The sequence below is a fragment of the Taibaiella koreensis genome, from assembly GCF_003545715.1.
Taxonomy (GTDB): domain Bacteria; phylum Bacteroidota; class Bacteroidia; order Chitinophagales; family Chitinophagaceae; genus Taibaiella; species Taibaiella koreensis.
The window spans coordinates 401,053-424,761 of the sequence record NZ_QVNU01000003.1 but is presented as its reverse complement, the minus strand read 5'-3'; the positions used below and the strand labels follow the sequence as shown (position 1 = coordinate 424,761).

Sequence of the window (23,709 nt, the reverse complement as noted above, 5' to 3'; positions counted from 1 at the left end):
GAGCCTAAAAATCACCCTAAAAGGGGGCAATGGGTATCAGAGGCACCATATATTTTTGGATGGTTAGCACGATGCTATAAATCTCAATTTGCCTGCAATATTTTTCTTTTTGGTATCAGCACAGGAAAACGGACCTATTAATCGAATATTTGATCACTCAATCTAAAAAAAAATGAAGAATAAAGCTGCATTACTGCTACTCATCGTATTGCTGGCACAGAACGCCACAAACCTTTTTGCACAACAGGGTAAATACAAATGGGAACAGGGAAGTTCGGGAGGATATGACTACAAGTATGTATCCGGCGATCCTATGAAAACCCGATTCTATACCTTAAAGAACGGCCTGACCGTTATCCTGACCGAAAACAAAAAAGAGCCGCGCATCGCCATGAAAATTGCAGTGCGGACCGGCAGTAACAACGACCCCAGGGATCATACAGGATTGGCGCATTACCTGGAGCATTTGCTGTTTAAAGGCACGGAAGATTTCGGCACAACGGATTATGCAAAAGAGAAACCGTATCTGGACAGAGTCGAAGCGCTGTATGAAACATATGGCCAGACCAAGGACAATGAGCAAAGAAAAGCCATTTACAGGGAGATCGACAGCGTGTCGGGGCTGGCCGCAAAAATTTCGATCGCCGGCGAATACAATAAAATGATGAGCGACCTGGGATCGCAAGGCACCAATGCCGGCACCTGGCTCGAGTCTACCGTTTATGACGAAAACGTCCCTTCCAGCGCTTTGAACAAGCTTTTGCGCATCCAGGCCGATCGTTTCCGCAATCCCGTATTGCGCCTCTTTCATACGGAGCTGGAAGCGGTGTATGAAGAAAAGAACCGCGCATTGGACAATGATGACCGGAAGCTGCTGTATGCCCTGCACGAAAATCTATTCCCCACAACCAATTACGGCCAGCAAACAACTATAGGGACTATAGAACATCTTAAAAACCCTTCCATAAAAGCGATCAAGGCGTACTACGAGAAGTATTATGTACCCAATAACATGGCCGTTATCCTTGCCGGCGATTTCAATACCGATGCCGCGATAAAGCTCATTGACCAATACTTTGCGTATATGAAGCCCAAAGCGGTTTCTTCTTATGAGCATGCACCGGAGCCAGAGGTAAAAGGACCCATAGTAACCGAGATCTTCGGACCCAGCGCCGAAAGAGTACAGATCGGCTTTCGTACGGGACCTGAGGGTAGCAGAGAGCGCTTACTGGTCGACATCACCGGCGCTATCTTGTTTAACGGAGAAGCCGGCTTGATCGATCTGAACTTAAACAAGCAGCAAAAAGTATTATCGGCCAGCGCCGAAAGAGTACAGATCGGCTTTCGTACGGGACCTGAGGGTAGCAGAGAGCGCTTACTGGTCGACATCACCGGCGCTATCTTGTTTAACGGAGAAGCCGGCTTGATCGATCTGAACTTAAACAAGCAGCAAAAAGTATTATCGGCCAGCGCCGGTCTCGATTTCCCATATAAAGACTATGGTATCTTTAAATTATCGGCCAGCGCCAGGCAGAACCAATCCCTCGAGGAAGTAAAAGACCTGCTGCTCAGCCAGGTCGCGCTGATTAAGAAAGGCGACTTCGATGAGTCCTTGCTCAAGGCGATCGTGGCCAACCAGAAGCTAAGCCAGATAAGAGGTTTATCAAGTAATGACAACAGGGTAGAACAGCTTTCCACCGCTTTTATCAACAACAGGGGCGAGGGATGGTATAAAGATGTTGCCTATATCGACGACCTGTCGAAAGTGACCAAACAAGAGATCGTTGCTTTTGCAAACCAGTTTTTCAAGGAAGACAATTATACGGTACTGTACAAGAGAAAAGGTGAGGATAAAAATATCGTCAAGGTGGAAAAGCCTGCCATTACCCCTGTGGAGACCAATGCTGGCTTACAGTCTGCCTATATAAAGAAGATAAATGAGATGCCATCGACACCGGTAGCGCCATTGTGGATCGATTACGACAAAGCGATCGGGAAAGCCCAATTGGGGCCGGCAGATATGCTGTACGTACCCAATAAGAACAATGATCTCTTTTCTTTGTATTACCGCTTTGACATGGGACAATGGAACAACAAAAAGCTTTCCGTTGCCAGCAACTACCTGAGTTTTCTCAGTACCGACAAGTACACTTCGGAGCAGATCAGCAAAGCCTTTTATGATATTGCCTGCAGCTACAACATCAGCGTGGACCAGGAGTTTACGACAGTGACCATATCCGGATTGCAGGAAAACTTTGAAAAAGCAGTGCAACTGTTTGAGCACATCATCACCCATTGCCAACCCAATGAAGATGCGCTCGCTGCGCTCAAAGGCAGGATGCAGAAGAGCAGAGCCGACTATAAACTCAATAAAAATGCGATCATAGGAGGCTTATACTATTACGCTACTTATGGCGCTAAAAATCCGTTTAATTACACACTGACTAATGAGGAACTGAACAACCTTAACAGCGAAGAGCTGATAAAATCGTTGCACGACCTGCTGCTATACAAACATACCGTTATGTATTACGGACCTGCTGCCCTGGATAAGACAACGGCCCTGTTGCAACGCCATCATCCGCTACCGGAACACTTTTTACCTTACCCCGGCGGCATCGCCTTTACCCGTAGCCAGCAAACGGCCAACCAGGTCTTGTTTGCCAATTACGATATGGTACAATCGGAGATCCGGTGGGTACGGAATACCGGTCCTTACAGCCCTGAAGAGGAGCTTACAGTCGATCTGTTCAATAATTATTTTGGCGCAGGCGCATCCGGAATGGATAACCTTGTTTTCAAAACCATCAGAGGCTCCAAGGCCCTGGCTTATGCCACAGGAGCCTATTACATGACACCCAATAAAAAAGAGGATCCCTATAGCTTCTTTGGATATGTAGGCACCCAGGCCGATAAGACGAATGATGCCATAGCCGGCATGAATGACCTGATCAACAGCATGCCGGAATCTAAAAATGATTTTGAATCGGCCAAGGCAAGCCTTAAAAGCGCGCTGGAAACCGATCGTATTGTTGATGAGGGCATCCTTGGAAGCTATCTCAATGCCCGCCGAAAAGGCATCAGCTACGACATCAGGAAAGTGAAATACGAAAACCTCGGCAAGATCAGCTTTGCCGACATCAGCAACTTTGAACAAAAGCGGTTATCGGGGAAACCTTATACCTATTGTATCGTCGCTTCGGACAAAAAGATCGCCGTGGCCGATCTGAAGCAGCATGGTGAGGTCAAGACCCTTAGCCTGGAAGAGATATTCGGCTATTGACAGGCGCCGGTGTACACCAGACAAAGGACTCATTTGCAAGCGGGACCGGGCAATCATATTGTCCGGTCTCTTTATTGATCCCTTTGCACATAGCGGGAGCTTACATACCTAATTTACTTATGCTTATACGGTAAAAGAGCTGGTGCATTCTGTAGCCGGACCAGATCACCATTAGCCTCTGCCGGCGCAATTTTGACTGCTTGCACATCCCTGGTAATACACCTCCATGAAACCATTGATTTTCCGGAAACTGCAGATTTTGTGCGGTAGCGCCGGCTAGCTTTGACGATAAATACTTTTTTTATGAAAAGAAAAAATCAGCTTAACCGGAAATTGGCGCTTCAGAAAAAGACCATCATTCGCCTGAGCCAGGAGCAACAAGATGCTATTGCAGGTGGCGCAACCAGATTTTGTAGCCTTTCCTGCCCCATAACTATTCCTCCGGGCGGAATTGTCTGCTATGTATGCCCTTAATGATTATCGCTATTGCAGCGCAGATACACATCGATCAGAAACCGACAAGACCGGCTTTGGATGCCGGTCTTGTCGGTTTTTTTAAAAATAAATTGACTACCTGGATAAAGGAAACAAAGTTTTGCAGGTCTATAAATACTAGCTGGCACGCTTTGCTTTACCAATCTTTTTATTTGGTGTTGTTATCTTTTTCCTTTTTTGCTCCGCCAAAAAAGAAAGAAAAAAGGCGGCAAAAAAACAATGCTCCGCTGTTTTTTTGTGGCCAGCGCACCCGGGCTTAAAAACAGCTATCAACTTCAATGCAGCATTGCCAGGCATATAATCATAGATCGACATTTTATTAATTAGCCCAAGGATCACTTTTTCACTGTTCCTATTTTGAGCTGATTTCCTATATGCGGATAGGCAGAAAAAATAAAACTCATGCCCTACTGGCAATTTCTTTGGGGAGATCAGCGGTTACTACATTGTCACAATTTTCGGCCAACCTGTTTTGAAGACTGTCCGTGAAAACGTCAGCGGCAATTCCTTTTTTGACCAACACGAGGTCCTGTACCAAGCTACTGATCAATGCTCAATTCCTTTCTCTTCCAACAGCAGGCAGCATCATCTCTTTTAATTTATTCAGAATTCTATCCTCAAATCTTCGCTTCTGTTCTTTATTTTCCCTGTGGCTAAAATCTTTATTAATGTAGCTCCAGTTACCTAGCCTGAGTCCTTTGTTGATCGCCACAAAGGCAAACGTTGTTTTTTTCCGACCATCAGCTTGTATCCATGTTTTAACGATCTCGTCTTCTTCCGGGTAATAGAAATAGACATGGAACCACAGATCTGAGCTATCCCTCCTCCCATCAGCTATTCCGACTTCAGGCGGAACGTTATACTTAGGATTATCCTTCTTAAAATCCCGAATTAATTCCGACAATTTTTTTCCGTCTGTATTGACTTCGTATTTTTCAGCATTAACATAGCTACCGGGAGAAAGCAATGCGCCAATCCACAATATGCCCGCCATTATTGCCAGGATACCGGTTATGATTAAAATTTTTCTTTTCATCAGCTGGCGTTTACGCATACTGCCGGTCTTCTCACTGAGGCAGGTATACTATTTACTCACTTTTCCTTCTTTCGATGCAGCTTCCATCACTCAAGCTTTTCCTTCTCTCAAACACTGAGGTTATCAATTGTTCCAGATCATCAAAATCCATTTTCAACGCATTGGCGGTAATGGATACAGGAGAACCATAAGTTTTGAGGCTCATAATGGCAGCCCTTTTTAAGATGGCATCTTTAATCTCTTTTATATACCTGTCGGGATTGCTTATGTATACGATTAAAAAACGCGTACCGGCTACTTCCCTTCTCTCTATTTTGACAATATCATCCCACACGATCAAACCCGTATGTACTGCATTTGTATTATTGGTGATACCATATTGATCAATAATTAATCCAGGCTTTTTATCAAATAATTTACGAATTGCATATACCCAACAGAGACCAAAAAACAAGAGCGCAGCAAGTGAAAACAGGCGAATCATCTCCGCATTTCTTCTAAAAAGAGAAACCAAGTCACCCGGCCTTATTGTCCCCCAAAAACCGATGACCACAAAAATGGAAGCGCCTATCACCAGTAGTAACATCTTCTTCCTGCTTAACAAAATCACCGTTTCATTTTCCATTGGCTTGTCTGTTTAATATGTAGGAGAATAGTTTCCCGCTATCTTTTCTGGCAACGGTCAAGAATAATTAAACGGGCAATCATATAGGGCGATGCCACCGTTGCCCTACCCAATAACAACGGCCGGCCAACAGGCCAGCCGCTATTATTGGAGATTTTATGTGTGCAGGATCAGATATCGATCTTGGCATATTTTGCATTCTTCTCGATGAAATCGCGGCGGGGGCCCACTTCTTCGCCCATCAGCATTGCAAATACCATATCGGCTTCCGCAGCGCTTTCGATGGTAACCTGCTTCATGGCGCGGGTATCGGGATTCATGGTCGTTTCCCACAGCTGCTCTGCGTTCATTTCACCCAAGCCCTTATACCGCTGGATGTTTACGCTGTCTTCTTTGCCATTGGCCAACTTCACTACAGCTGCTTTACGATCGTCTTCCGTCCAGCAATAAATACCCTCCTTGCCTTTTTTAACCAGGTACAGCGGTGGCTGCGCTAGGTACACGTGGCCTTGCTCTACCAGAGCGGTCATATAGCGGAAGAAGAAGGTGAGAATGAGCGTGGCGATGTGCGAACCGTCCACGTCGGCATCCGTCATGATGATGATCTTATTGTACCGCAGGCGGCTCAGGTTGAGCGCCTTGGGATCTTCGGGCGTACCCACGGTTACACCCAGCGCGGTATACATGTTCTTGATCTCCTCGTTCTCGTAGATCTTATGTTCCTGAGCCTTTTCCACGTTGAGGATCTTACCCCTCAGCGGCAGGATGGCCTGGTAAGATCGGTCGCGGCCCTGCTTGGCAGTACCGCCGGCCGAGTCGCCTTCGACCAGGTATAGCTCACAGCGCTCGGGGTCCTTTTCGGAGCAGTCGGCCAGCTTGCCGGGTAATCCGCCGCCGGTAAGTACGCTTTTGCGTTGCACCATCTGGCGGGCCTTGGCTGCTGCGGCACGGGCCTGCGCCGCCAGGATCACTTTATCGATAATGATCTTTGCCGCCTTGGGATGCTCTTCGAGGTAAGCTTCCAGGATGCGGCTAACGCACACATCCACAACGCCGCTCACCTCGTTGTTACCCAGCTTGGTCTTGGTCTGGCCTTCAAACTGCGGTTCGGGTACTTTTACCGAAATGATCGCGGTAAGGCCCTCCCTGAAGTCGTCGCCGGTAATCTCTACTTTTGCTTTTTCAAACAGCTTATTCCTATCTCCATACGATTTAAATACGCGGGTAATGGCCCTGCGGAAGCCCGCAACGTGGGTACCGCCCTCGATCGTATTGATATTGTTGACGTAGGAGAAAATGTGCTCGCTGAAAGAAGTATTGTAGGCCAGGGCCACGTCGACGGCTACATTGGTCGCTTCGTCGTGCCCCTCGGCATATACCGGCTCGGGCAGCAGGGCGTCCCGCTTGCCGTTGCTGTCCAGCATTTGCACAAATTCGGTAATGCCGCCTTCGCTATAGAATTCTTCCCGGGGAATATCACCGTTCTCCTCGTCTGCCCGCTCGTCGATCAGGACGATGCGAATACCTTTGTTGAGGAAGGATAGCTCCCGCAGACGGGCCGCCAATATATCGCGATGGTACACGGTATCTTTGAAGATCGTGCCGTCGGGCTTGAAGTGAACGATAGTACCGGTACGGTCGGTCTCACCGATCTCGCGCACCGCATATTTAGGCACGCCCTCGGCATATTCCTGTTCAAATATCTTTCCTTCACGGTATACAGTCACATGCAGGGGGTTGCTGAGCGCATTCACACAGCTTACACCCACACCATGCAGACCCCCCGAAACTTTATAGGTATCCTTATCAAACTTACCACCGGCATGCAGCATGGTCATTACCATTTCCAGCGCCGATTTGCCTTCCTTCGTATTGATGCCGGTGGGGATACCACGACCGTCGTCATCAACCAGGATCGAATTGTCGGTATTAATAGTAACGATGATATTTTTGCAATATCCGGCCAACGCCTCATCAATAGAGTTGTCGACAACTTCGTAGACCAGGTGATGCAGGCCTTTCACACCGATATCACCGATATACATGGAGGGACGCTTACGCACCGCTTCCAGACCTTCCAGCACCTGTATACTATCGGCGCCGTATGTAGTTGTTGCGGGCGTTAATACTTCTTGATTTTCTGTACTCATTGCAGCGTTTTAGGAATCGATTTGTTGTTGTAGGGTGTTGCTTCACAGGGTTAAAAAACGGGATCATTTCCCCTGAAAAACAATAGGCAAAGTTACGAAAAAGGGGGGGCTTTATCAAAAGAAATTATGCTTTATGCACGGTTTATTCACTAACATGGGCTTAACAAATTCCTTAATTTTTTGCCAAAAAACCCAATATTTTAAAATCTATTCTTATTTGGCATCAATCGCTTTTACATTTGCAAAAAACTTACAATTATGAAAAAATTGATTCTTGCCGGCGCCGCTTTGGCCCTGTTCAGCACCGCGATCATTTCCTGCGGTGAAAACAAAGACGCCAAAACGGAAGAGGCGACTACTACCACTACCACCACGACGACAGAACCTACGCAGACTACTGAAACAGCGCCTACTACTACCGCTGCTACAGATGCGCCTACTTTTTCCAGCGAAGAAGTAAACAAAGGTCTGGCCGAGTACAAAACCCTGATGGATGAGTACATGAAAGCCATCGAGAGCAAAGACCAGGCTAAGATTGCTGAGCTGGGTCAGAAATATGCTACCTGGAGCCAGGGTGCCGGCAGCTGGGCAACTAAGCTGAAACCCGAAGAAGCACAAAAATTCAGCGAATATATGCAGACCCTGAGCAAACAGTGGACTGATGCTGCTGCAAAAGCTGCTGCTCACTAATCTGAATACAATTGAATGATACAAAAAGAACCGGCCCCAATGGAGCCGGTTCTTTTCATAAAAAAACTTCAATACTAAGCGCAGTAATAAGTCCGGCAGGCCTGTGTGCGGCAAGCCAGGTCGCAGGAACCACAGGGGCCCGATGCTCTGGGCGAGCGGGTTTGCTGGATCATACCGCCCAGCGCCTGCTCAGGCGCTTGCATGGGGACAATGGCTTTCTTCTTTAGCTGGAGTGTGGTTACTGGCACGTGCTTTTTCATAAAACATGAATTTTCAAGTAAAGCTAAGCCTGTCGGGTTTTACGACATATACCCTGAAATGGGTAATTCCCGGCCAGACTTGTCTTTTACCGCAGCAAGGTCACATTGCCTTGCTTCCTCATTGTAGTGCCGTCGTAGAAGGTGACCTGCAGGATAAAGGCATAAGCATCCATGTTCTGCGGCTTTCCTTTATAGGTGCCGTCCCAGCCTACAGATTGGTTGCGGGTCTCGAATACCTGCTCTCCCCAGCGGTTAAAGATGCGGAAGTCGAGCGTTTCGATACTATATCCCCTCACATACAAGATATCGTTGGAACCATCGCCATTGGGGCTGAAGCCGGTGGGTACATCGGCCAGCGGCTGCACTTCGGCACGTATGGTACGGCATACCTTGTGGGAACAACCCACACTGTTGAACGCAGTAAGGCATACCTGGTAGTCGCCGGTCCGGTTATAGGAATGGATGGGATTTTCCTCCTCGCTGCCCGCGTTATCGCCAAAGCTCCATTGATAACGCGTCGCATTGACAGACTGGTTGAAAAAGGAGGTGGGGACATTACTTTCAGGTATCAGCGGCGTATAGCTGAATGCTGCTGTAGGATTCGGCTTCACGGTCACAGTCTGCTGTGCAGTGTCCGTTTTATTACAGGTTGCGGCATTAAAGGCCCTCAAGGTAACGGTATAGGTACCCGGCGCTGTGTACATATGGGCGCCGTTGGCTTCTGTTGAGGTCGCGCCGTCGCCGAAGGTCCACTGGTAGGTATCGCCATTGACCGAGGTATTGGTAAACAAGGCGGTATCGCCCATACAGAAGGAGCCGCCGTTGAAGCCGGCATTCAGGAACCGCTGATCGATGACCACGGTTTTGATCACGGTGTCCGGTGAATTGCAGGCGGCGGTATCGGTCATCACCATGGTTACCGGGAAGGTGCCGGCGCCGGCATAATTGTGCGTGCCCGGGTTTTGCAGCGTGCTGGACGTACCATCGCCAAAGAACCATTGAAAACGGGCCTGGCTAAGGCTGTGTCCCGGCATGGCTACGGAGGTATTGGTGATCACAATACGGGGATTGGTACAGGTATCGAGCAACGCCAGGTTGAAATTGGCCCTGATCGTATCGCTACTCACCACGATCTGCAGTGTCACCGTATCATGGGTCTTGCAGGCATTGGGGTTGATGGCCACCATTTTTACATGGTAAGTGCCGGGATCGGTGAAGATATGGGTCGGAGCCGTCGCTGTCGAAGTCGAAGAGCCGTCGTTGAAATCCCACAGGTAGGACGTCGCATTGGTAGAGCCATTGCTGAAATTGACCGTGAGCGGAGCGCAGCCCGTCACATTAGGATTGGCCGCGGCCACGGCCTTTACGCTCCCCAGGTTAAAGGCGATCTTAAGGGCCCCAAGGTTGCAATTGCTACTCCCCTTGGTCGTGGCATAGGCGCCGGGCGTAGCCGGGAAAGCGGATCCCGGGCCGCAGCTGGCACAAATGGCCTGGTATACCACGCCATTGGGGTCGAAGCGGCTGGTGCCACCGTCCACGTGCTCACCTTTATTGGGCGATCCGAAAAAGGATGCAAACAACAAGCTGAGGCCGTTCTTGCTCAGCACAATAAAATAAAAATCATTGCCGTCGGTAGTCGGCTGGAAAGCATCGACAGTAACCGGCAGGCCCGTAGTGGTACTACCCGTAATACTGCCACCCCAGCCCGATATATACACGTTCTGGCAAGTATCGACCAGGAAGGCTACAGGCGAGATATTGGGATGATTGGAGGCTCCGCTGCCAAACACCGTCGAATAGGTTGCCGTACCCAACAGGCTGTCGAGCTTCAGCAGGAACTGCCGGGAACCAGGGTTGGAATAGACACCCGTCGATACGGGGAACGAGCCCAGGGTCTGTCCCATGGTATAAATGCCATTCTCAAGATCGCATTGAACGCCGAAGCATTGATCGTAGGCACTGGTGCCCACAAAGGTTGCCTTCTGCAGGGGATAAGCACCACTATTGAGGAAGCGGCAGATGTAACCGTCTGCAAGACCTCCCTGGTAGCTGCTGCGCCAGCCTGTCGCCGCGGCTGTGGTATGAAAGTCGGCGCTTTGCGTGCCGCCCGCCACATAGACGTGGGTCTGTCCGGTATCCAGCGCGAGCGCATAAGCGGCATCGGTGCTGCTACCACCGATATAGGTGCTGTACAGCATGGTACTGAGCGTCGCATTCAGCTTAAAGAATACACCGTCCTGCGGACCGCCCAGACTATTCTTGGCAGCATTGGCCGTAAGTGGAAAATTATTGGAGCGGGAGCTGGCCGCCACATAAACATTGTTCTGCCGGTCGACGATTACTTCGCTCCGGGAATTATCGCCGTAGTTGAATTTGATCGTATTGATATCTGCCGAAAAATCGCTGTTAATATTAATGCCATCGTTGCCGCTGCCGCCTACATAGGTCGAGCCGATAAGCGCCGTACCCGTAGCATTAAACTTAGTAACTACGATATCGAAGCTGTCGTTGTGTGTCGGGTCGAAAGCCCCGGAAGTAATAGGATAATCGGTAGAGCGGGACTTTCCGGCCAGCACCAGCTCGTTGGCGCCATCGACGACCAGGCTGTGTGGCATGTCGTCCATGCCGCCGCCCAGGTAAGTGGAATAGATAAGGCCGGTGCCGCTTGCGTTGAATTTAGAGATGGCGATATCCCAGGTGCCGCCACCGTAAGTCGCCTGGATGGGTCCCAGCATGGGATAACCCAAGCCATTGGCAATACCACCCGAGTACAGGTTGCCGGCGGCATCGTAAGTCGCTGTAAAGCCCCAGTTGTCGGCTGTAGAGCCCGTAAGTGTCGCAAAGACGATGGTAGGATCGATGATCAGGTTTTGGCTATGATCAAAGTCCCTGGGAAAGCTGAACCGGAGCTCATTACCCTCGAGCTTGTAGCGACAGGGCACTTCCTTCATTTCTCCCCCGATATACTGATAGGCATAAGGGGCCATTTCCCTGATCTCGCCTACCGAGGTCCTGAGCACCAGGTTTCCTTCTTTGCCGATGCTGATACCATCGAGCCCTTCGAAACGCAGTCTGATCTGTGCCGCATCGCTGCCCGCATAAACAATAAAATCATACTTGGCATGTCCCTTATCCGAGCTCATATGAAGATCGATCCCCGGATATAATCCTTTATAGTCGACATTACCAAATACGCCTACCTTGCTTTTCCAGCGGGAAGGGTCATTGCCCAGGAAATAATTGTGATAATAGCTTTGTTTTTTGCTCCCTTCTGTAAGTGCCTGCTCATTGGCCCCCAGCCATTTCATCCGGTAGGCGTGGTACCTCAGCACAGGTGCCTGCCTGCTGTGCCCCTCTTTATACTCATGGATCTTTGCAGGATTGGTCTCATCGCCTACGAGATAAGTAATGCCTCCTTTTTCGAGGTAAATATCGGCGCTGGCCGAAACGCCTTTATACAGGAAAGGCTCCTGCCATTGTCCTTCATTGGGAATAAAGAGCAGGGGTGGCGGCATATCTTTCTGCTGGGCAGCCGCCTGTAAGGCCATCAAAAAGAAAAAGGCAATAAGCGTAAAGCTGCGAGACATCAATTAATGGAGCTTTTGGTACCAATGAACTGAATAAAGTTAGCAAAAATTTAAATCCGGGGGTACTGTTACAGACAGGGAAATAACATAAAGATGTTGGGCCCAGGCGCAGAACTACCGGACAGCAGGTATGGGCAACAACACGGCCCGCGGATCAGATATACTTATTTTGCTTGGCAGCTTTAATGGCATCTGCCCTGGAATGCACGTCCAGCTTGGCGTAGATGTTTTTCAGATGGGATTTGACCGTCTCCAGGTCGATGAACATCTCGGAAGCGATGCGACTACGGGTTTTACCGTCAGCGATCTGTTCCAGTATTTCCGTTTCGCGGCGGGTAAGCGGCGATTCCTGGCTACGCTGGAAAGAATGGACCACCATACGCGCGATGTTGGCGCTCATGGGACCGCCCCCGTCCATCACCTCGCCCAGTGCTTCTATGATCTTTCCCGGAGCTGTGCTTTTGGTCAGGTAGCCTGAAGCGCCCTTGCCCAGGGCATCAAATACCGTTTGCTGGTGGTCGTATACCGTAAGCATAATGATATAGACATCTTCGACCAGGGCCTTGATGCGGGGAATGGCCTCCAGCCCGTTCATTCCCGGCAACTCTACGTCCAGCAGCACGATATGCGGGTCGTCGGCCTTAAGACCTTTAAGCGCCAACTCCGCCGACGAATAGCTGCTGATGACAGTGTAGCCGGGCGCCTCGCTGATGAGATAGCTGTAGGATTCCCTGATGGTGGTATCATCTTCAATAATGACAACGCGGATATCTGAATTTTGGGTAGTCATGCTCATAGGGCCGGAGTCCTTGCCTGAATGGTAAGACCCGATCAAATTTACTGACTTTTTACCACAGATGAAAGGGGCCGGCACTGTTTTTCCCAGCGCCGGCCCATATCTCTCACTGACCGTTTATCAGAGTGAGCCTATCTCTTTTTCAACCTCTTCGCGGGTTTTGCCGAGCCTTTGCTGCAGCTTGCCATAAAGCTCATCTTCTTTGCCTTCTACATATAGCAAATCATCGTCGGTAAGGTCGGCATATTTCTGTTTCAATTTGCCTTTCAGCTCATTCCAATGGCCTTTCAGTGTTTGCGCGTTCATAAGCTTGTTTCTATTTTGGGGTGAATGATAAAAACAGTGCGCAGGCGCCGAAGTTCGCCGCAGGCCTTGTAAGCTTATGTTAACCCTCGCCGCCGATGGTCGCGATACACTTCAGCTCGATGGCAATAGGCGTGGGCAGCGAGTTGATTTCCACTGTGGTGCGACAGGGCTGATTGTCTTTGAAATACTCGGCATATACCTTGTTATACACGGCAAAGTCGCGCTTCATATTCACCAGGAATACGGTAACGTCGACCAGCTGATCCCAGCTGCTGCCGCTTTCTTCGAGCACGATGCGTACGTTATCGAATACGTTACGGCATTGCGCTTCGAAATCGAACTCCAGGAAATTACCGTTCTTATCCAGCTTCAGGCCGGGGATCTCGTCGCTGACCGCACGGGGACCTATCCCGGAAAGAAAGAGCAGATTGCCCACTTTGCGGGCATGCGGGTATAAGCCAACCGGCTTAGGCGCTTTATCGGTAGAGATTTTCTGTGACATGCGGCAAAGATAGAAAAACAAGACTATCCCGGCCGTTATGCATCCTGCAAAAAATTGCCGGCTGAGGTATACCAATACCAGCCCGATCGAAGGGGGGCTACAGCAAAAAAAATACCCCGGCGAGCCGGGGTATTGCTTTATCGTTTCGTTTGCTTAAGCAAGCTTGCGTTTTACTTCCACTTCTTCGTAACCTTCGAGGATATCGCCGACCTGAACATCGTTGTAGTTGCGCACACTCAGACCACACTCGTAGCCGGCGTTCACTTCCTTCACATCGTCCTTGAAGCGCTTGAGCGAAGCCAGCTCGCCGGTATGCACTACGATACCAGCGCGGATAATGTTGATGCGGGTATTGCGGGTAAACTTGCCGTCGAGCACATAGCAACCGGCAATCGTACCAACGCCGCTGATCTTGTACACTTCGCGCACCTCGATATTGCCCACCACTTTCTTTTCCAGAGTAGGTTCGAGCATACCTTCCATCGCCGCCTTGATCTCTGCGATCGCATCGTAGATAATGGAATAGTAGCGGATCTCGATGTTCTCCTGATCGGCAACCTTTGCCGCCTGGGGCGAAGGCCGTACCTGGAAACCAAGCATGATGGCGTCGGAAGCGCTGGCCAACATCACATCGCTTTCGGTGATCTGACCTACGCCTTTCAGCACGACATTGACCACCACCTCTTCGGTAGACAGCTTCTGCAGCGAATCGCTCAGGGCTTCGGCCGAACCGTCGAAATCGGCCTTGATGATGACGTTCAGCTCCTTGAAGTTGCCCAGCGCCAGACGGCGTCCGATCTCTTCCAGGGTAAGGTGTTTGCGGCTTCTCAGGCCCTGCTCACGCATGATTTGGGCGCGGTGTCCGGCAAGGTTCTTCGCTTCGGATTCGTCGGCAAATACTTTAAACTTCTCACCTGCCTGCGGTGCGCCGTTCAGGCCCAATACCTGTACCGGCGTCGAAGGTCCGGCGGTGATAATCTTCTGGCCACGTTCGTTGAACATGGCTTTGATCTTACCGAAATATTGTCCGGAGACGATCATATCCCCTGCATTGAGGGTACCGGCCTGTACCAGTACGGTAGATACGTAGCCGCGGCCTTTATCGAGAGAAGCTTCGATGGTGGAACCAATCGCGCCTTTATCAGGGTTCGATGTCAGTTCCAGCAATTCTGCTTCCAGGAGTATTTTTTCAAGCAGCAGGTCGATATTCGTTCCTTTCTTGGCCGATATCTCCTGGCTTTGGTACTTACCACCCCAGTCTTCGACCAATATATTCATAGCAGAAAGCTGCTCCTTGATCTTTTCGGGGTTGGCGCCATCCCTATCCATCTTGTTGATCGCAAAGATCATAGGCAGGTTGGCAGCCTGCGCGTGCGAGATCGCTTCACGTGTCTGCGGCATGATGGCGTCGTCGGCAGCGATCACGATCACCGCAATATCGGCAACCTTGGCGCCACGGGCACGCATCGCGGTAAACGCTTCGTGACCGGGGGTATCCAGGAAGGTGATCTCTTTACCGGAATCGGTGGTTACCTTGTAAGCGCCTATGTGCTGGGTAATGCCTCCGGCTTCACCTGCCACTACGCTGGCGTTGCGGATATAATCGAGCAACGAGGTCTTACCATGGTCCACGTGACCCATGATCGTAACGATGGGTGCACGGGGCTTAAGGTCGGCCGGATCGTCGGTATCTTCCTCTTCCTCATCCGAACCTTCTTCCAGGTTGATAAATTGCACTTCGCGGTCAAATTCGCTGGCAACCAGCTCGATCACCTCGGCGTCAAGGCGTTGGTTGATCGATACCATGATGCCGAGACTCATACACTTGCTGATGATATCGGCAAAGCTTACGTCCAGCAAATTAGCCAGCTCGCTCACCGAGATAAACTCGGTTACCTGTATTACGCTGCCGTCATTGGCCTGCTCGGCTGCAGCGCGTTTTTCGGCCATCTCTTCCCGCTTGTTGCGGCGGTATTTGGCCTTAAGATTTTTATTGCGTGCACCGCCTCCGGAGAGCTTGGCCTGGGTTTCCCGGATCTTATCCTGGATAGCTTTAGCATCGATCTCCTGCTCGGGAACGGGACGTCCCACGGGTTGATGCGGCCTGCGGTTATCCCGTCCGGGGCCCGACTGGAAGCCACCACCGGGACGGTTGTTATTGCGTTGCATACCGCCGCCATGGCCGCCCTGGGCGTTGCCGTGGCCACCACCTGGCCGGTTATTACCTTGCGGGCGATTGCCCTGATAGCCACCGCCTGTATTACCACCTTGCGGCCGCTGCTGCCCATGTTGTCCGGGGCCGGTTTCCGGCTTTTTGCCTTCGAGCGGTATGCGTTTGCGTTTGCGTTTGTCCTTACGTTCCTGCTTACCGCCAACGGTATTGACGGGTAGCTCGATCTTACCAATGATCTTGGGGCCTTCCAGTTTGGGGGCCTTCATTTCTATATGCTCCGGCGCATCATCCTCGGGCGCTTCTTTCTTCACTTCGGCTACCGGGGCCGGCTTGGGTTCAGGAGCGGGAGGCGGGGGCGCCGGCTCTACTACGGGTGTCTCTGCACGGGGCGGTGTTTCCGGCACTTCGGCCTTTTCCACCGGGCTTTCTTTCCGGTCCTCTTCCTTCTTTTTGGGAGGTGTTCCTTTTTTGGGCCTGGTGCTCAGATTAAGGTCGTCGAGATTGATCTTGCCCTGTACCTTGGGGCCTTCCAACTTGGGCGACTGCAGCTCGATATGCCCCGTTTCTTCTGCGGCGGCTTCGGGCTGAGGCGCTGGTGGCGGCGTTGCAGGCGGCGCCGGCTCGGGAGCGGGAGCCGGTGCAGGCTGAGGCTTTTCTGCCTCAGGTTGCGGCTCAGGCGCCGGCTCGGGTTGCGGTGCAACCGGTTTCGGCTCCTCCTTCGGAGCAGGCTTTTCCGCCTTTTTGGGCTCTACCTTTTCTTCTTTCTTATCTTTTGCTGTGATATCCAGCTGCTCCTGCGACTTGTTGAGGCTGTCGATCAGCGAGCCCTTGGGCAAGGCGATGGAATCGCTCTTACGCTTGGTCGCTTTATCTGTGGCAAATTCTGCCTGCAGTGATCCGTACATTTCCTCGCTCAGCTTGGCAGTAGGTTTGCTTGCGTCTATTTCAAAGCCTTTCCCTTTCAGAAATTCGACAAGCGTTTCCTTTCCGATGTTAAATTCTTTGGCCGCGGCCAGTAATCGTGGTGTATTTGTTCCTATGGACATTCTTGAATTAGCTTTCAACCTTTTCGGGCTATCGGGCATTTCCCTCCAGCAATTTTTATGATTATCAGAGCCCGCCTTAAGTCCGGTTGAAAACTAAAAGAGAGCTTTAACTTAATCGATAGAGACTTGCAAATGTAGTTAATTTCCTAACTGATGTCTGTCTCAAATATTTAAATAATGCCGAATTATTACGCTTCGTTCCCATCTTCTTCGAATTCGGCTTCCAAAATGCGGCGAACGTCGCGCACGGTTTCCTCTTCCAGGTCGGTACGACGGATCAGCTCTTCAACAGAAAGGTCAAGCACGCTCAAGGCTGTGTCGCAACCTACTTTTTTGAATTCGCGGATCACCCATTCCTCGATCTCATCGCTGAATTCTTCCAGATCGATATCGAAATCGGCAGATTCCTTAATGTCGCGGAAAACATCAATGCTAAAGCCCGTAAGCTGTTGGGCCAGCTTGATGTTCACCCCTTTTTTACCAATAGCCAGGGATACCTGGTCGGTATCCATGTACACATCTACGTGGTGTTTTTCGGCATTCACGTCGATGCGGTTCACCTTAGCCGGCGTAAGCGCACGCTGGATCAGCAATTGGGTATTGGCGGTATAATTAATGATGTCAATGTTCTCGTTATGCAACTCGCGCACGATACCGTGTATACGGCTACCTTTCATACCCACACAGGCGCCCACCGGATCGATGCGGTCGTCGTAGCTTTCTACGGCCACTTTGGCGCGCTCGCCGGGTTCGCGTACGATCTTTTTCACAGTAATGAGACCATCCAGGATCTCGGGTACTTCGATCTCCAGCAGCTTTTCCAGGAAGGACGGATGCGTACGGCTGAGGATGATGACGGGTGTATTGTTACGCATTTCCACCTTCTTCACTACCGCGCGGATCGGTTCGCCCTTTTTGAAGAAGTCGCCGGGTATTTGCTCCGATTTGGGCAGTAGCAACTCATTATTGTCATCGTCGAGCAGCATCAGCTCTTTTCTCCAGATCTGGTATACCTCACCGGTAATGATCTCACCCACGCGGTCGGCATATTTCTGAAGCAGGCTGTTCTTTTTAAGATCACTGATACGTGCAGCGAGGGTTTGCTTGGCAGCCAGGATGGCGCGGCGACCGAAATCGAACACGTTCACTTCTTCATAAAGCTCTTCTCCCACGGCATAATCCGGGTCCAGCCGTAAGGCTTCCGACAGCTCTACTTCGGCCAGGTCGTCTTCCGAGAAACCGTCTTCCACGATAATGCGGCGGCGGAAGATCTCAAGGTCACCCGTCTGGTCGTTTACAATAACGTCGAAGTTATCGTCGGAGCCGTATTTCTTGCGGAGCAAGGTCTTGAATACGTCTTCCAACACTTTCATAAGCGTGGGGCGGTCGATATTTTCCGCCTCTTTAAAATCCTGGAAGGATTCAATAAGATTGATACTTGCCATTGGATAAAGTATTAAAACGAAGGATGCCTGAGCGATCCTCCTGTTGCGCTTCCCGTCAGAAGCTGATTTGTACTACTGTTTTCTTGATATGATCAAAAGGAATGACGGTTTCCTTTATTTCTTTTTTCTTTCCCGCAGGTTCATCTATGGTCACCTCCGTTTCTGTCGCCAATTTCAGCACACCTTCTTTGAGCGTACCATCATTAAGGGTGATCTCGACCTTCCGGCCCAGGTTCTTGGTATACTGGCGCAGGAATTTCAACGGCTCGTCTACGCCTGCGCTGCTCACTTCCAGCGAAAAATCGCCATCGGGGAACAGGCTGCTTTCTTCCAGCTGCTTGTATAAAGACCGGTTGATCTTAGATACGGCATCGATGGTAACACCCGTGTCGCCGTCCAGGTAGATCTTAATGTTATTGGTTGGCTTTATTTTGAGGTCTACCAGGAAGAGCGAAGAGCCTTCGATAAGGGCTTCGAGCCTTTCCGTGATCTGACCGATAATACTGTTTTCCATTGTTTTTCAAACAAGCCGCAGCCTCAGCTGCCAGATACTTAAAAACGAAGAATGGGGCCTTCCGGGCCCCTTTTTCTTCAAATTACGGTGCAAAGATAAGGATTTTTATCATCCCAATCCAAATTTATCTGTTCCGTTTTCGGTATTATAATTAAAATCTATACCGGCTCGGCGATAGACGGCTTTAATTGCAGCACCGAGCTGGTCCAGGCCCGCGTTTTGTCAAGCAGCCCGCCATCAGTAGCAAGGTGTTGCCCATAAGCCGGGATCATTTGCTGCAGCTTGCTTTGCCAGGCCGGCGTTTGCATCTCTTCTGCAAAACAGGCTTTCAGCAAGTCGAGCATAACGGAAACGGAGGTGGATGCACCAGGCGATGCTCCCAGCAAAGCTGCGATGGAGCCGTCGGCGGCATGTACCAGCTCCGTACCGAATTCCAGGATGCCGTCGCCATTCTTATCTTTTTTGATCACCTGTACCCGCTGTCCTGCGATAGCCAGCTCCCAGTCGTCGAGCTTAGCGTCGGGGTAGAACTCCTGCAGTGCTTCCAGCTTCTCTTCGGGAGAAAGCCGCACTTGCTGGATCAGGTATTTGGTGAGCTGCATATTGTGCAGTCCTACCTGGATCATGGGTACGATATTGTTGAGCTTGATCGAGGTGGGCAAGTCCATATAGGAGCCATTCTTCAGGAACTTGGTGGAAAAGCCGGCAAAGGGGCCGAACAGCAGCTCTTTTTTGCCGTTGATCATACGGCTATCGAGGTGTGGCACCGACATAGGCGGGGCCCCCACAGCGGCTTTGCCATATACTTTGGCATGATGCCTTTCGATGATATCGGGGTTGATACAGCGTAACCATTGCCCGCTTACCGGGAAGCCGCCGTAGCCTTTGGCTTCGGGTATACCGGATTTTTCGAGTAGGTGTAAAGCACCGCCGCCGGCGCCGATGAAGACAAAACGGGAACGGATGGTACGGCTCTGATCAGTAGTCATATTGCGCACCTTGATCTCCCAGTATTGGCCATCCTCGCTGCGCTCTACGTCCTTGACCTCATGTGCTACGTGAATGCCCACGCCCGGCTGGCGGAACAGGTATCGGATCATGGACCAGGTGAGCGCGCCGAAATTGACATCGGTGCCGATATCCATTTTTGTAGCAGCTACTTTTTCCTCAGGGCCCCTGTGCTCCATCATGAGCGGGAACCAGGATCTCAGTGTATCATGGTCGTCGCTGTATTGCATGCCTTCAAACAGGGGGCTTTGCGTAAGGGTAGCCACCCTTTTCTTCAGGAAGGCAGCGTCTTTCTCACCGCGCACGAAGCTCATATGCGGCACCGATTGGATGAAATCGCTTTTGATCAGGCCATTTTCAACCAGGTAGGCCCAGAATTGCTTGGAGGTTTCAAATTGCTCATTGATCTTGTACGCTTTGGTACAATCGACGGTACCGTCTTCCTTTTCGGGCGTATAGTTAAGCTCGCACAATGCCGAGTGGCCGGTGCCGGCATTATTCCAGGCAGCCGAGCTTTCGGCGGCCACCTCGTCGAGGCGTTCCAGCACCTCGATGGTCCAATCGGGCTGTAACTGCTTTAAAAACACGCCCAGCGTGGCGCTCATGATGCCGGCGCCTATCAGCACCGCATCTACGGTTTGCTCTTCCTGTTTTCTTGACATGATTCAAAGAATAGAATGAAATGCAAAATTAGAATTAAGCAAGCGTATGAACATCTAATGGGGATCGATTCTGCTTATAGGTAATAAAAAAATGACACCGGGCAGACAATAACATCGTTCATATTTGCTAATTGTGTATTTTTGAATATGTTCAAAAATCATATCATCATGAAAAAAATTTTCCACCTTATTATCGTATTGTTGCTGCTGGCCGGCGGCCGGAGCTATAGCCAAAATCAATTTGCGCCGGTGGGCGCCGAATGGTGGTACTACAGCGTCCATATCGAGTACCAGGGGGAGCCAAGGTCACAAACCAACAGTACTTTTCATACGCAATCCATAAAGGATACCCTGATCGATGGCATCGCCTGCCGCAAAGTGATCACCGATATACGCAGCGATGTTTTAGGAGGCTTCCATCCTAATAACAGGGACTACTATTTCTACGACAATACAGACACGGTATTTGTTTACAATGAAAACTTTAACCGCTTCACGCCCTTATTCGTATATAACGCACAGGAGGGCGATACCATTTGCCTGCCAGTTCCGCCAACTCCTGGCGGGCCCCAAAGTGCTGACCTGAGGCCCAATCCCATTTCGGGCGACACTTCCTTTTGCTTTGTGCTAGATTCCGTGCGGGTATTGCTCTATGATACGGCCCACCTGCGGACTTATTTTATCCATGCGCTGAAGGCCCCCGGTACCCCCGGTATCCCCCCCTTTAGTACTACAGCGTACCCGTCGTATAATTGGGGCATCGCTGTTGGCGGGTCGAATGATAGATTTCCAGGGAAGTATATAGAACGCATTGCCGGCGACTTTTTGCCTTCTAAGATCATCCTGAACGTGGCAGATGGTTACGGGGCCCCTTACGCACCTTATGATACCCTACGCTGCTATTCCGACAGCTTTTATTCCCTGAAGCTCGTACCGGAAGCCTGCGATACTTTGTACCCGGTACCTTTGGGTATCAAGGATCCGAAACCGGCCCGGGCAGTGCTGCAGTGTTATCCCAACCCTGCCGCGGGGCAATTATACCTGGCCTTTAAAGCACTCTTAAAGCAGGAGGCCGTTCTTTCCTTTTCCGATATCTCTGGCAGGCCCGTTTTCCGGACAACGCTACCAGCAGGCCGGCCACAAACAACCATAGACGTAGGCCGATGGTCCAATGGCCTGTACCTCCTGCGCTTACAGACGGGCGCCGAAGTTTATTATGAAAAGATAGCGGTGGGCCATTGACCCATCATCAGGTTTTAACGATATTAACTTCCTGTCATCCTGTATACGCTTAGCGACAATTGTCGTACCTTTGGTACCTGTATAAAGGATAGTTTTATGTCTGAAATTAATTTGGAACAGCAGTTCCAGGAGAAAATCGATAACGAGCTGCGTATAGAGCCCAAAGACTGGATGCCGGAGAAATACCGGCAAACCCTGATAAGGCAGATCTCGCAGCATGCGCACAGCGAGATCGTAGGCATGCTGCCTGAGGGCAACTGGATTACCCGCGCCCCTTCGCTGCGCCGCAAATCGGTGCTGCTGGCCAAGGTACAGGATGAGGCAGGCCATGGTCTCTACCTCTATAGCGCCGCCGAAACCCTGGGCATTACACGCGATAAAATGTACAGCCAGCTGCACAGCGGCGAGGCCAAGTATTCTTCCATATTCAATTATCCTACCATTACCTGGGCCGATATGGGCGCTGTAGGCTGGCTGGTGGACGGGGCTGCCATTATGAACCAGGTGCCCCTTTGTCGCGCCTCTTACGGGCCATACAGCCGCGCCATGATACGGGTATGTAAAGAGGAAAGCTTTCACCAGCGCCAGGGCTACGAGATCATGCTCAGCCTGAGCAAAGGCAGCAAAGTGCAGCAGAAGATGGCACAGGATGCGCTTAACCGCTGGTGGTGGCCCTCGATCATGATGTTTGGCCCTACGGACGACAGCAGTCCTAACTCTGTACTGAGCATGAAATGGAAGATCAAGCGGTTCAGCAACGATGAGCTGCGTCAGAAATTTGTAGACATTACCGTGGAGCAAGCCAAGATACTCGGGCTTACCATACCCGACAAAGACCTGAAATGGAACGAGGAGCGGGGACACTATGACTTCGGCACGATCAACTGGGACGAATTCTGGAACGTAGTGAAGGGCAATGGCCCCTGCAACAAGGAAAGGCTGGAGACCCGTAAAAAGGCCTGGGAAGACGGCGCCTGGGTTCGGGACGCGGCTCAGGCTTATGCAGAGAAACGAAAATCAAGACAAGCAAGCCCTAAAGCGGCATAATGAAGCCGGCGCCCGATAGGGGTGCCGGCTTTTTAAATTGTCCTAATGGCACCCCGAAAGCATAGGACATGCACAGGGACAGAGCAACAATTTTGATTGTACTTATGTTATATTCGTAAAACCAAAACAGGCATCGAATGCACATCGACAAGATCAAAAATAAGGGCCAGGGCAGGTTGTTTCAGAGCGAGTACCTGGAGATGATGACCAAAACACACCCCGTCGTTATTTATAGCCTTTACCTTCCGATTATTGCCTTCCTTCTTTACTATGGTCATGCCTACAAATACCTGAGCATTGGCCGCATGCTCCTGTTCTTTTTCCTTGGTATGCTTATCTGGAGCCTGATGGAATATGTGCTGCATCGTTTTGTATTCCATTTCGTTTCGGAGAAGCCCAGGCTGAGCAAGGTGATCTATAAGCTGCACGGTATCCATCACGAATATCCCCGCGACCGGGAACGATTGTTTATGCCACCGGTGCCCAGCATCATTGTGGCCTCAGTGTTCTTCAGCCTGCAATACCTGATCATGGACTGGAACGTGCTGGCCTTTTTCCCGGGCTTTCTCTCGGGCTACCTGATGTACGGCAGCATGCACTATGCCATACATGCCTTTACACCGCCGGCCTTTCTTAAGGCGCTGTGGCGCAACCATCACCTGCACCACTATAAGTATCCCGAAAAAGGGTTTGGGGTCAGCTCGGTGCTTTGGGACCATGTCTTTGGCACTATTCCTCCTAAAAAGTAATTCCGGCAATATTTTCCAGGCGCCCTGCTTCCTTTAAAGGACCAGGGCGCGTTTTGGCACAGGCTTCAGCTGCAGGAACAATACGCGCAGGGA

Annotated in this window: 19 protein-coding genes; 7 read left to right on the top strand and 12 right to left on the bottom strand. The window is 50.6% G+C overall.

From position 1 onward, the window contains the following. Positions 1-172: 172 nt before the first annotated feature. The 3 genes from DZK30_RS11850 (at position 173) to DZK30_RS11840 (ending at position 4,038) form a co-directional block, all read left to right on the top strand. Positions 173-3,283, top strand: coding sequence for a M16 family metallopeptidase (locus tag DZK30_RS11850; protein ID WP_118974346.1), 3,111 nt, complete (start codon positions 173-175; stop codon positions 3,281-3,283). A gap of 303 nt (positions 3,284-3,586) precedes the next feature. Further along, positions 3,587-3,757, top strand: a complete 171-nt coding sequence (locus DZK30_RS11845; RefSeq protein WP_162903041.1) for a class I lanthipeptide — start codon at positions 3,587-3,589, stop codon at positions 3,755-3,757. Next, a complete protein-coding gene (locus tag DZK30_RS11840; RefSeq protein WP_162903040.1) occupies positions 3,748-4,038 on the top strand; it encodes a hypothetical protein in 291 nt (96 codons plus the stop codon). Before DZK30_RS11845 ends, DZK30_RS11840 begins: the two co-directional genes overlap by 10 nt. A gap of 293 nt (positions 4,039-4,331) precedes the next feature. Here the strand turns inward: DZK30_RS11840 and DZK30_RS11835 are convergent, their stop codons facing one another. The 3 genes from DZK30_RS11835 to gyrB form a co-directional block, all read right to left on the bottom strand. Next, positions 4,332-4,814, bottom strand: a complete 483-nt coding sequence (locus DZK30_RS11835) for a hypothetical protein (RefSeq protein WP_162903039.1) — start codon at positions 4,812-4,814, stop codon at positions 4,332-4,334. Positions 4,815-4,866: 52 nt separating this feature from the next. Beyond that, the gene (locus tag DZK30_RS11830; RefSeq protein ID WP_118974342.1) at positions 4,867-5,439 is read right to left on the bottom strand and encodes an STM3941 family protein; all 573 of its coding nucleotides are present in this window, start codon (positions 5,437-5,439) and stop codon (positions 4,867-4,869) included. 170 nt (positions 5,440-5,609) lie between these two features. Further along, positions 5,610-7,589: a DNA topoisomerase (ATP-hydrolyzing) subunit B gene (gene gyrB, locus DZK30_RS11825; protein ID WP_118974341.1), complete on the bottom strand. Its 1,980-nt coding sequence runs from the start codon at positions 7,587-7,589 to the stop codon at positions 5,610-5,612. 258 nt (positions 7,590-7,847) lie between these two features. Between gyrB and DZK30_RS11820 the strand changes: the two genes are divergently transcribed. Further along, complete coding sequence (locus DZK30_RS11820; protein WP_118974340.1) at positions 7,848-8,279, top strand: hypothetical protein; 432 nt, start codon at positions 7,848-7,850, stop codon at positions 8,277-8,279. Positions 8,280-8,353: 74 nt separating this feature from the next. On the opposite strand, the gene DZK30_RS11815 is transcribed toward DZK30_RS11820, so the two are convergent. The 9 genes from DZK30_RS11815 to mqo all read right to left on the bottom strand — a co-directional run bounded on the left by DZK30_RS11815 (position 8,354) and on the right by mqo (position 20,578). Further along, the gene (locus DZK30_RS11815) at positions 8,354-8,539 is read right to left on the bottom strand and encodes a hypothetical protein (protein WP_118974339.1); all 186 of its coding nucleotides are present in this window, start codon (positions 8,537-8,539) and stop codon (positions 8,354-8,356) included. A gap of 86 nt (positions 8,540-8,625) precedes the next feature. Then, positions 8,626-12,126 carry a gliding motility-associated C-terminal domain-containing protein gene (locus tag DZK30_RS11810; RefSeq protein WP_118974338.1) on the bottom strand — a complete coding sequence of 1,167 codons (3,501 nt, stop codon included), beginning with the start codon at positions 12,124-12,126 and terminating at the stop codon, positions 8,626-8,628. Between the two features lie 154 nt (positions 12,127-12,280). After that, positions 12,281-12,961 (bottom strand): response regulator, encoded by a 681-nt coding sequence (locus DZK30_RS11805; protein WP_240432908.1) that lies wholly within the window; start codon positions 12,959-12,961, stop codon positions 12,281-12,283. An 81-nt stretch (positions 12,962-13,042) separates the two neighbouring features. Next, a complete protein-coding gene (locus DZK30_RS11800; protein WP_118974337.1) occupies positions 13,043-13,228 on the bottom strand; it encodes a CsbD family protein in 186 nt (61 codons plus the stop codon). 79 nt (positions 13,229-13,307) lie between these two features. Continuing rightward, complete coding sequence (locus DZK30_RS11795; protein ID WP_118974336.1) at positions 13,308-13,730, bottom strand: RidA family protein; 423 nt, start codon at positions 13,728-13,730, stop codon at positions 13,308-13,310. Between the two features lie 153 nt (positions 13,731-13,883). Then, positions 13,884-16,949, bottom strand: coding sequence for a translation initiation factor IF-2 (infB, locus tag DZK30_RS11790; RefSeq protein WP_118974335.1), 3,066 nt, complete (start codon positions 16,947-16,949; stop codon positions 13,884-13,886). A gap of 188 nt (positions 16,950-17,137) precedes the next feature. Beyond that, positions 17,138-18,394, bottom strand: a complete 1,257-nt coding sequence (nusA, locus tag DZK30_RS11785) for a transcription termination factor NusA (RefSeq protein WP_118974334.1) — start codon at positions 18,392-18,394, stop codon at positions 17,138-17,140. 55 nt (positions 18,395-18,449) lie between these two features. Continuing rightward, positions 18,450-18,908, bottom strand: coding sequence for a ribosome maturation factor RimP (locus DZK30_RS11780; protein ID WP_118974333.1), 459 nt, complete (start codon positions 18,906-18,908; stop codon positions 18,450-18,452). A 158-nt stretch (positions 18,909-19,066) separates the two neighbouring features. Further along, on the bottom strand, positions 19,067-20,578 hold the full coding sequence (mqo, locus tag DZK30_RS11775) for a malate dehydrogenase (quinone) (protein ID WP_118974332.1): 1,512 nt from the start codon (positions 20,576-20,578) through the stop codon (positions 19,067-19,069). Between the two features lie 168 nt (positions 20,579-20,746). On the opposite strand from mqo, the gene DZK30_RS11770 reads away from it, so the two are divergent. From DZK30_RS11770 to DZK30_RS11760, 3 genes are all read left to right on the top strand, one after another. Then, positions 20,747-21,820, top strand: a complete 1,074-nt coding sequence (locus DZK30_RS11770) for a T9SS type A sorting domain-containing protein (RefSeq protein ID WP_162903038.1) — start codon at positions 20,747-20,749, stop codon at positions 21,818-21,820. A gap of 96 nt (positions 21,821-21,916) precedes the next feature. Next, complete coding sequence (gene paaA / locus DZK30_RS11765) at positions 21,917-22,867, top strand: 1,2-phenylacetyl-CoA epoxidase subunit PaaA (RefSeq protein ID WP_118974330.1); 951 nt, start codon at positions 21,917-21,919, stop codon at positions 22,865-22,867. A 137-nt stretch (positions 22,868-23,004) separates the two neighbouring features. Then, on the top strand, positions 23,005-23,616 hold the full coding sequence (locus DZK30_RS11760) for a sterol desaturase family protein (RefSeq protein ID WP_118974329.1): 612 nt from the start codon (positions 23,005-23,007) through the stop codon (positions 23,614-23,616). Positions 23,617-23,709: the final 93 nt, after the last annotated feature.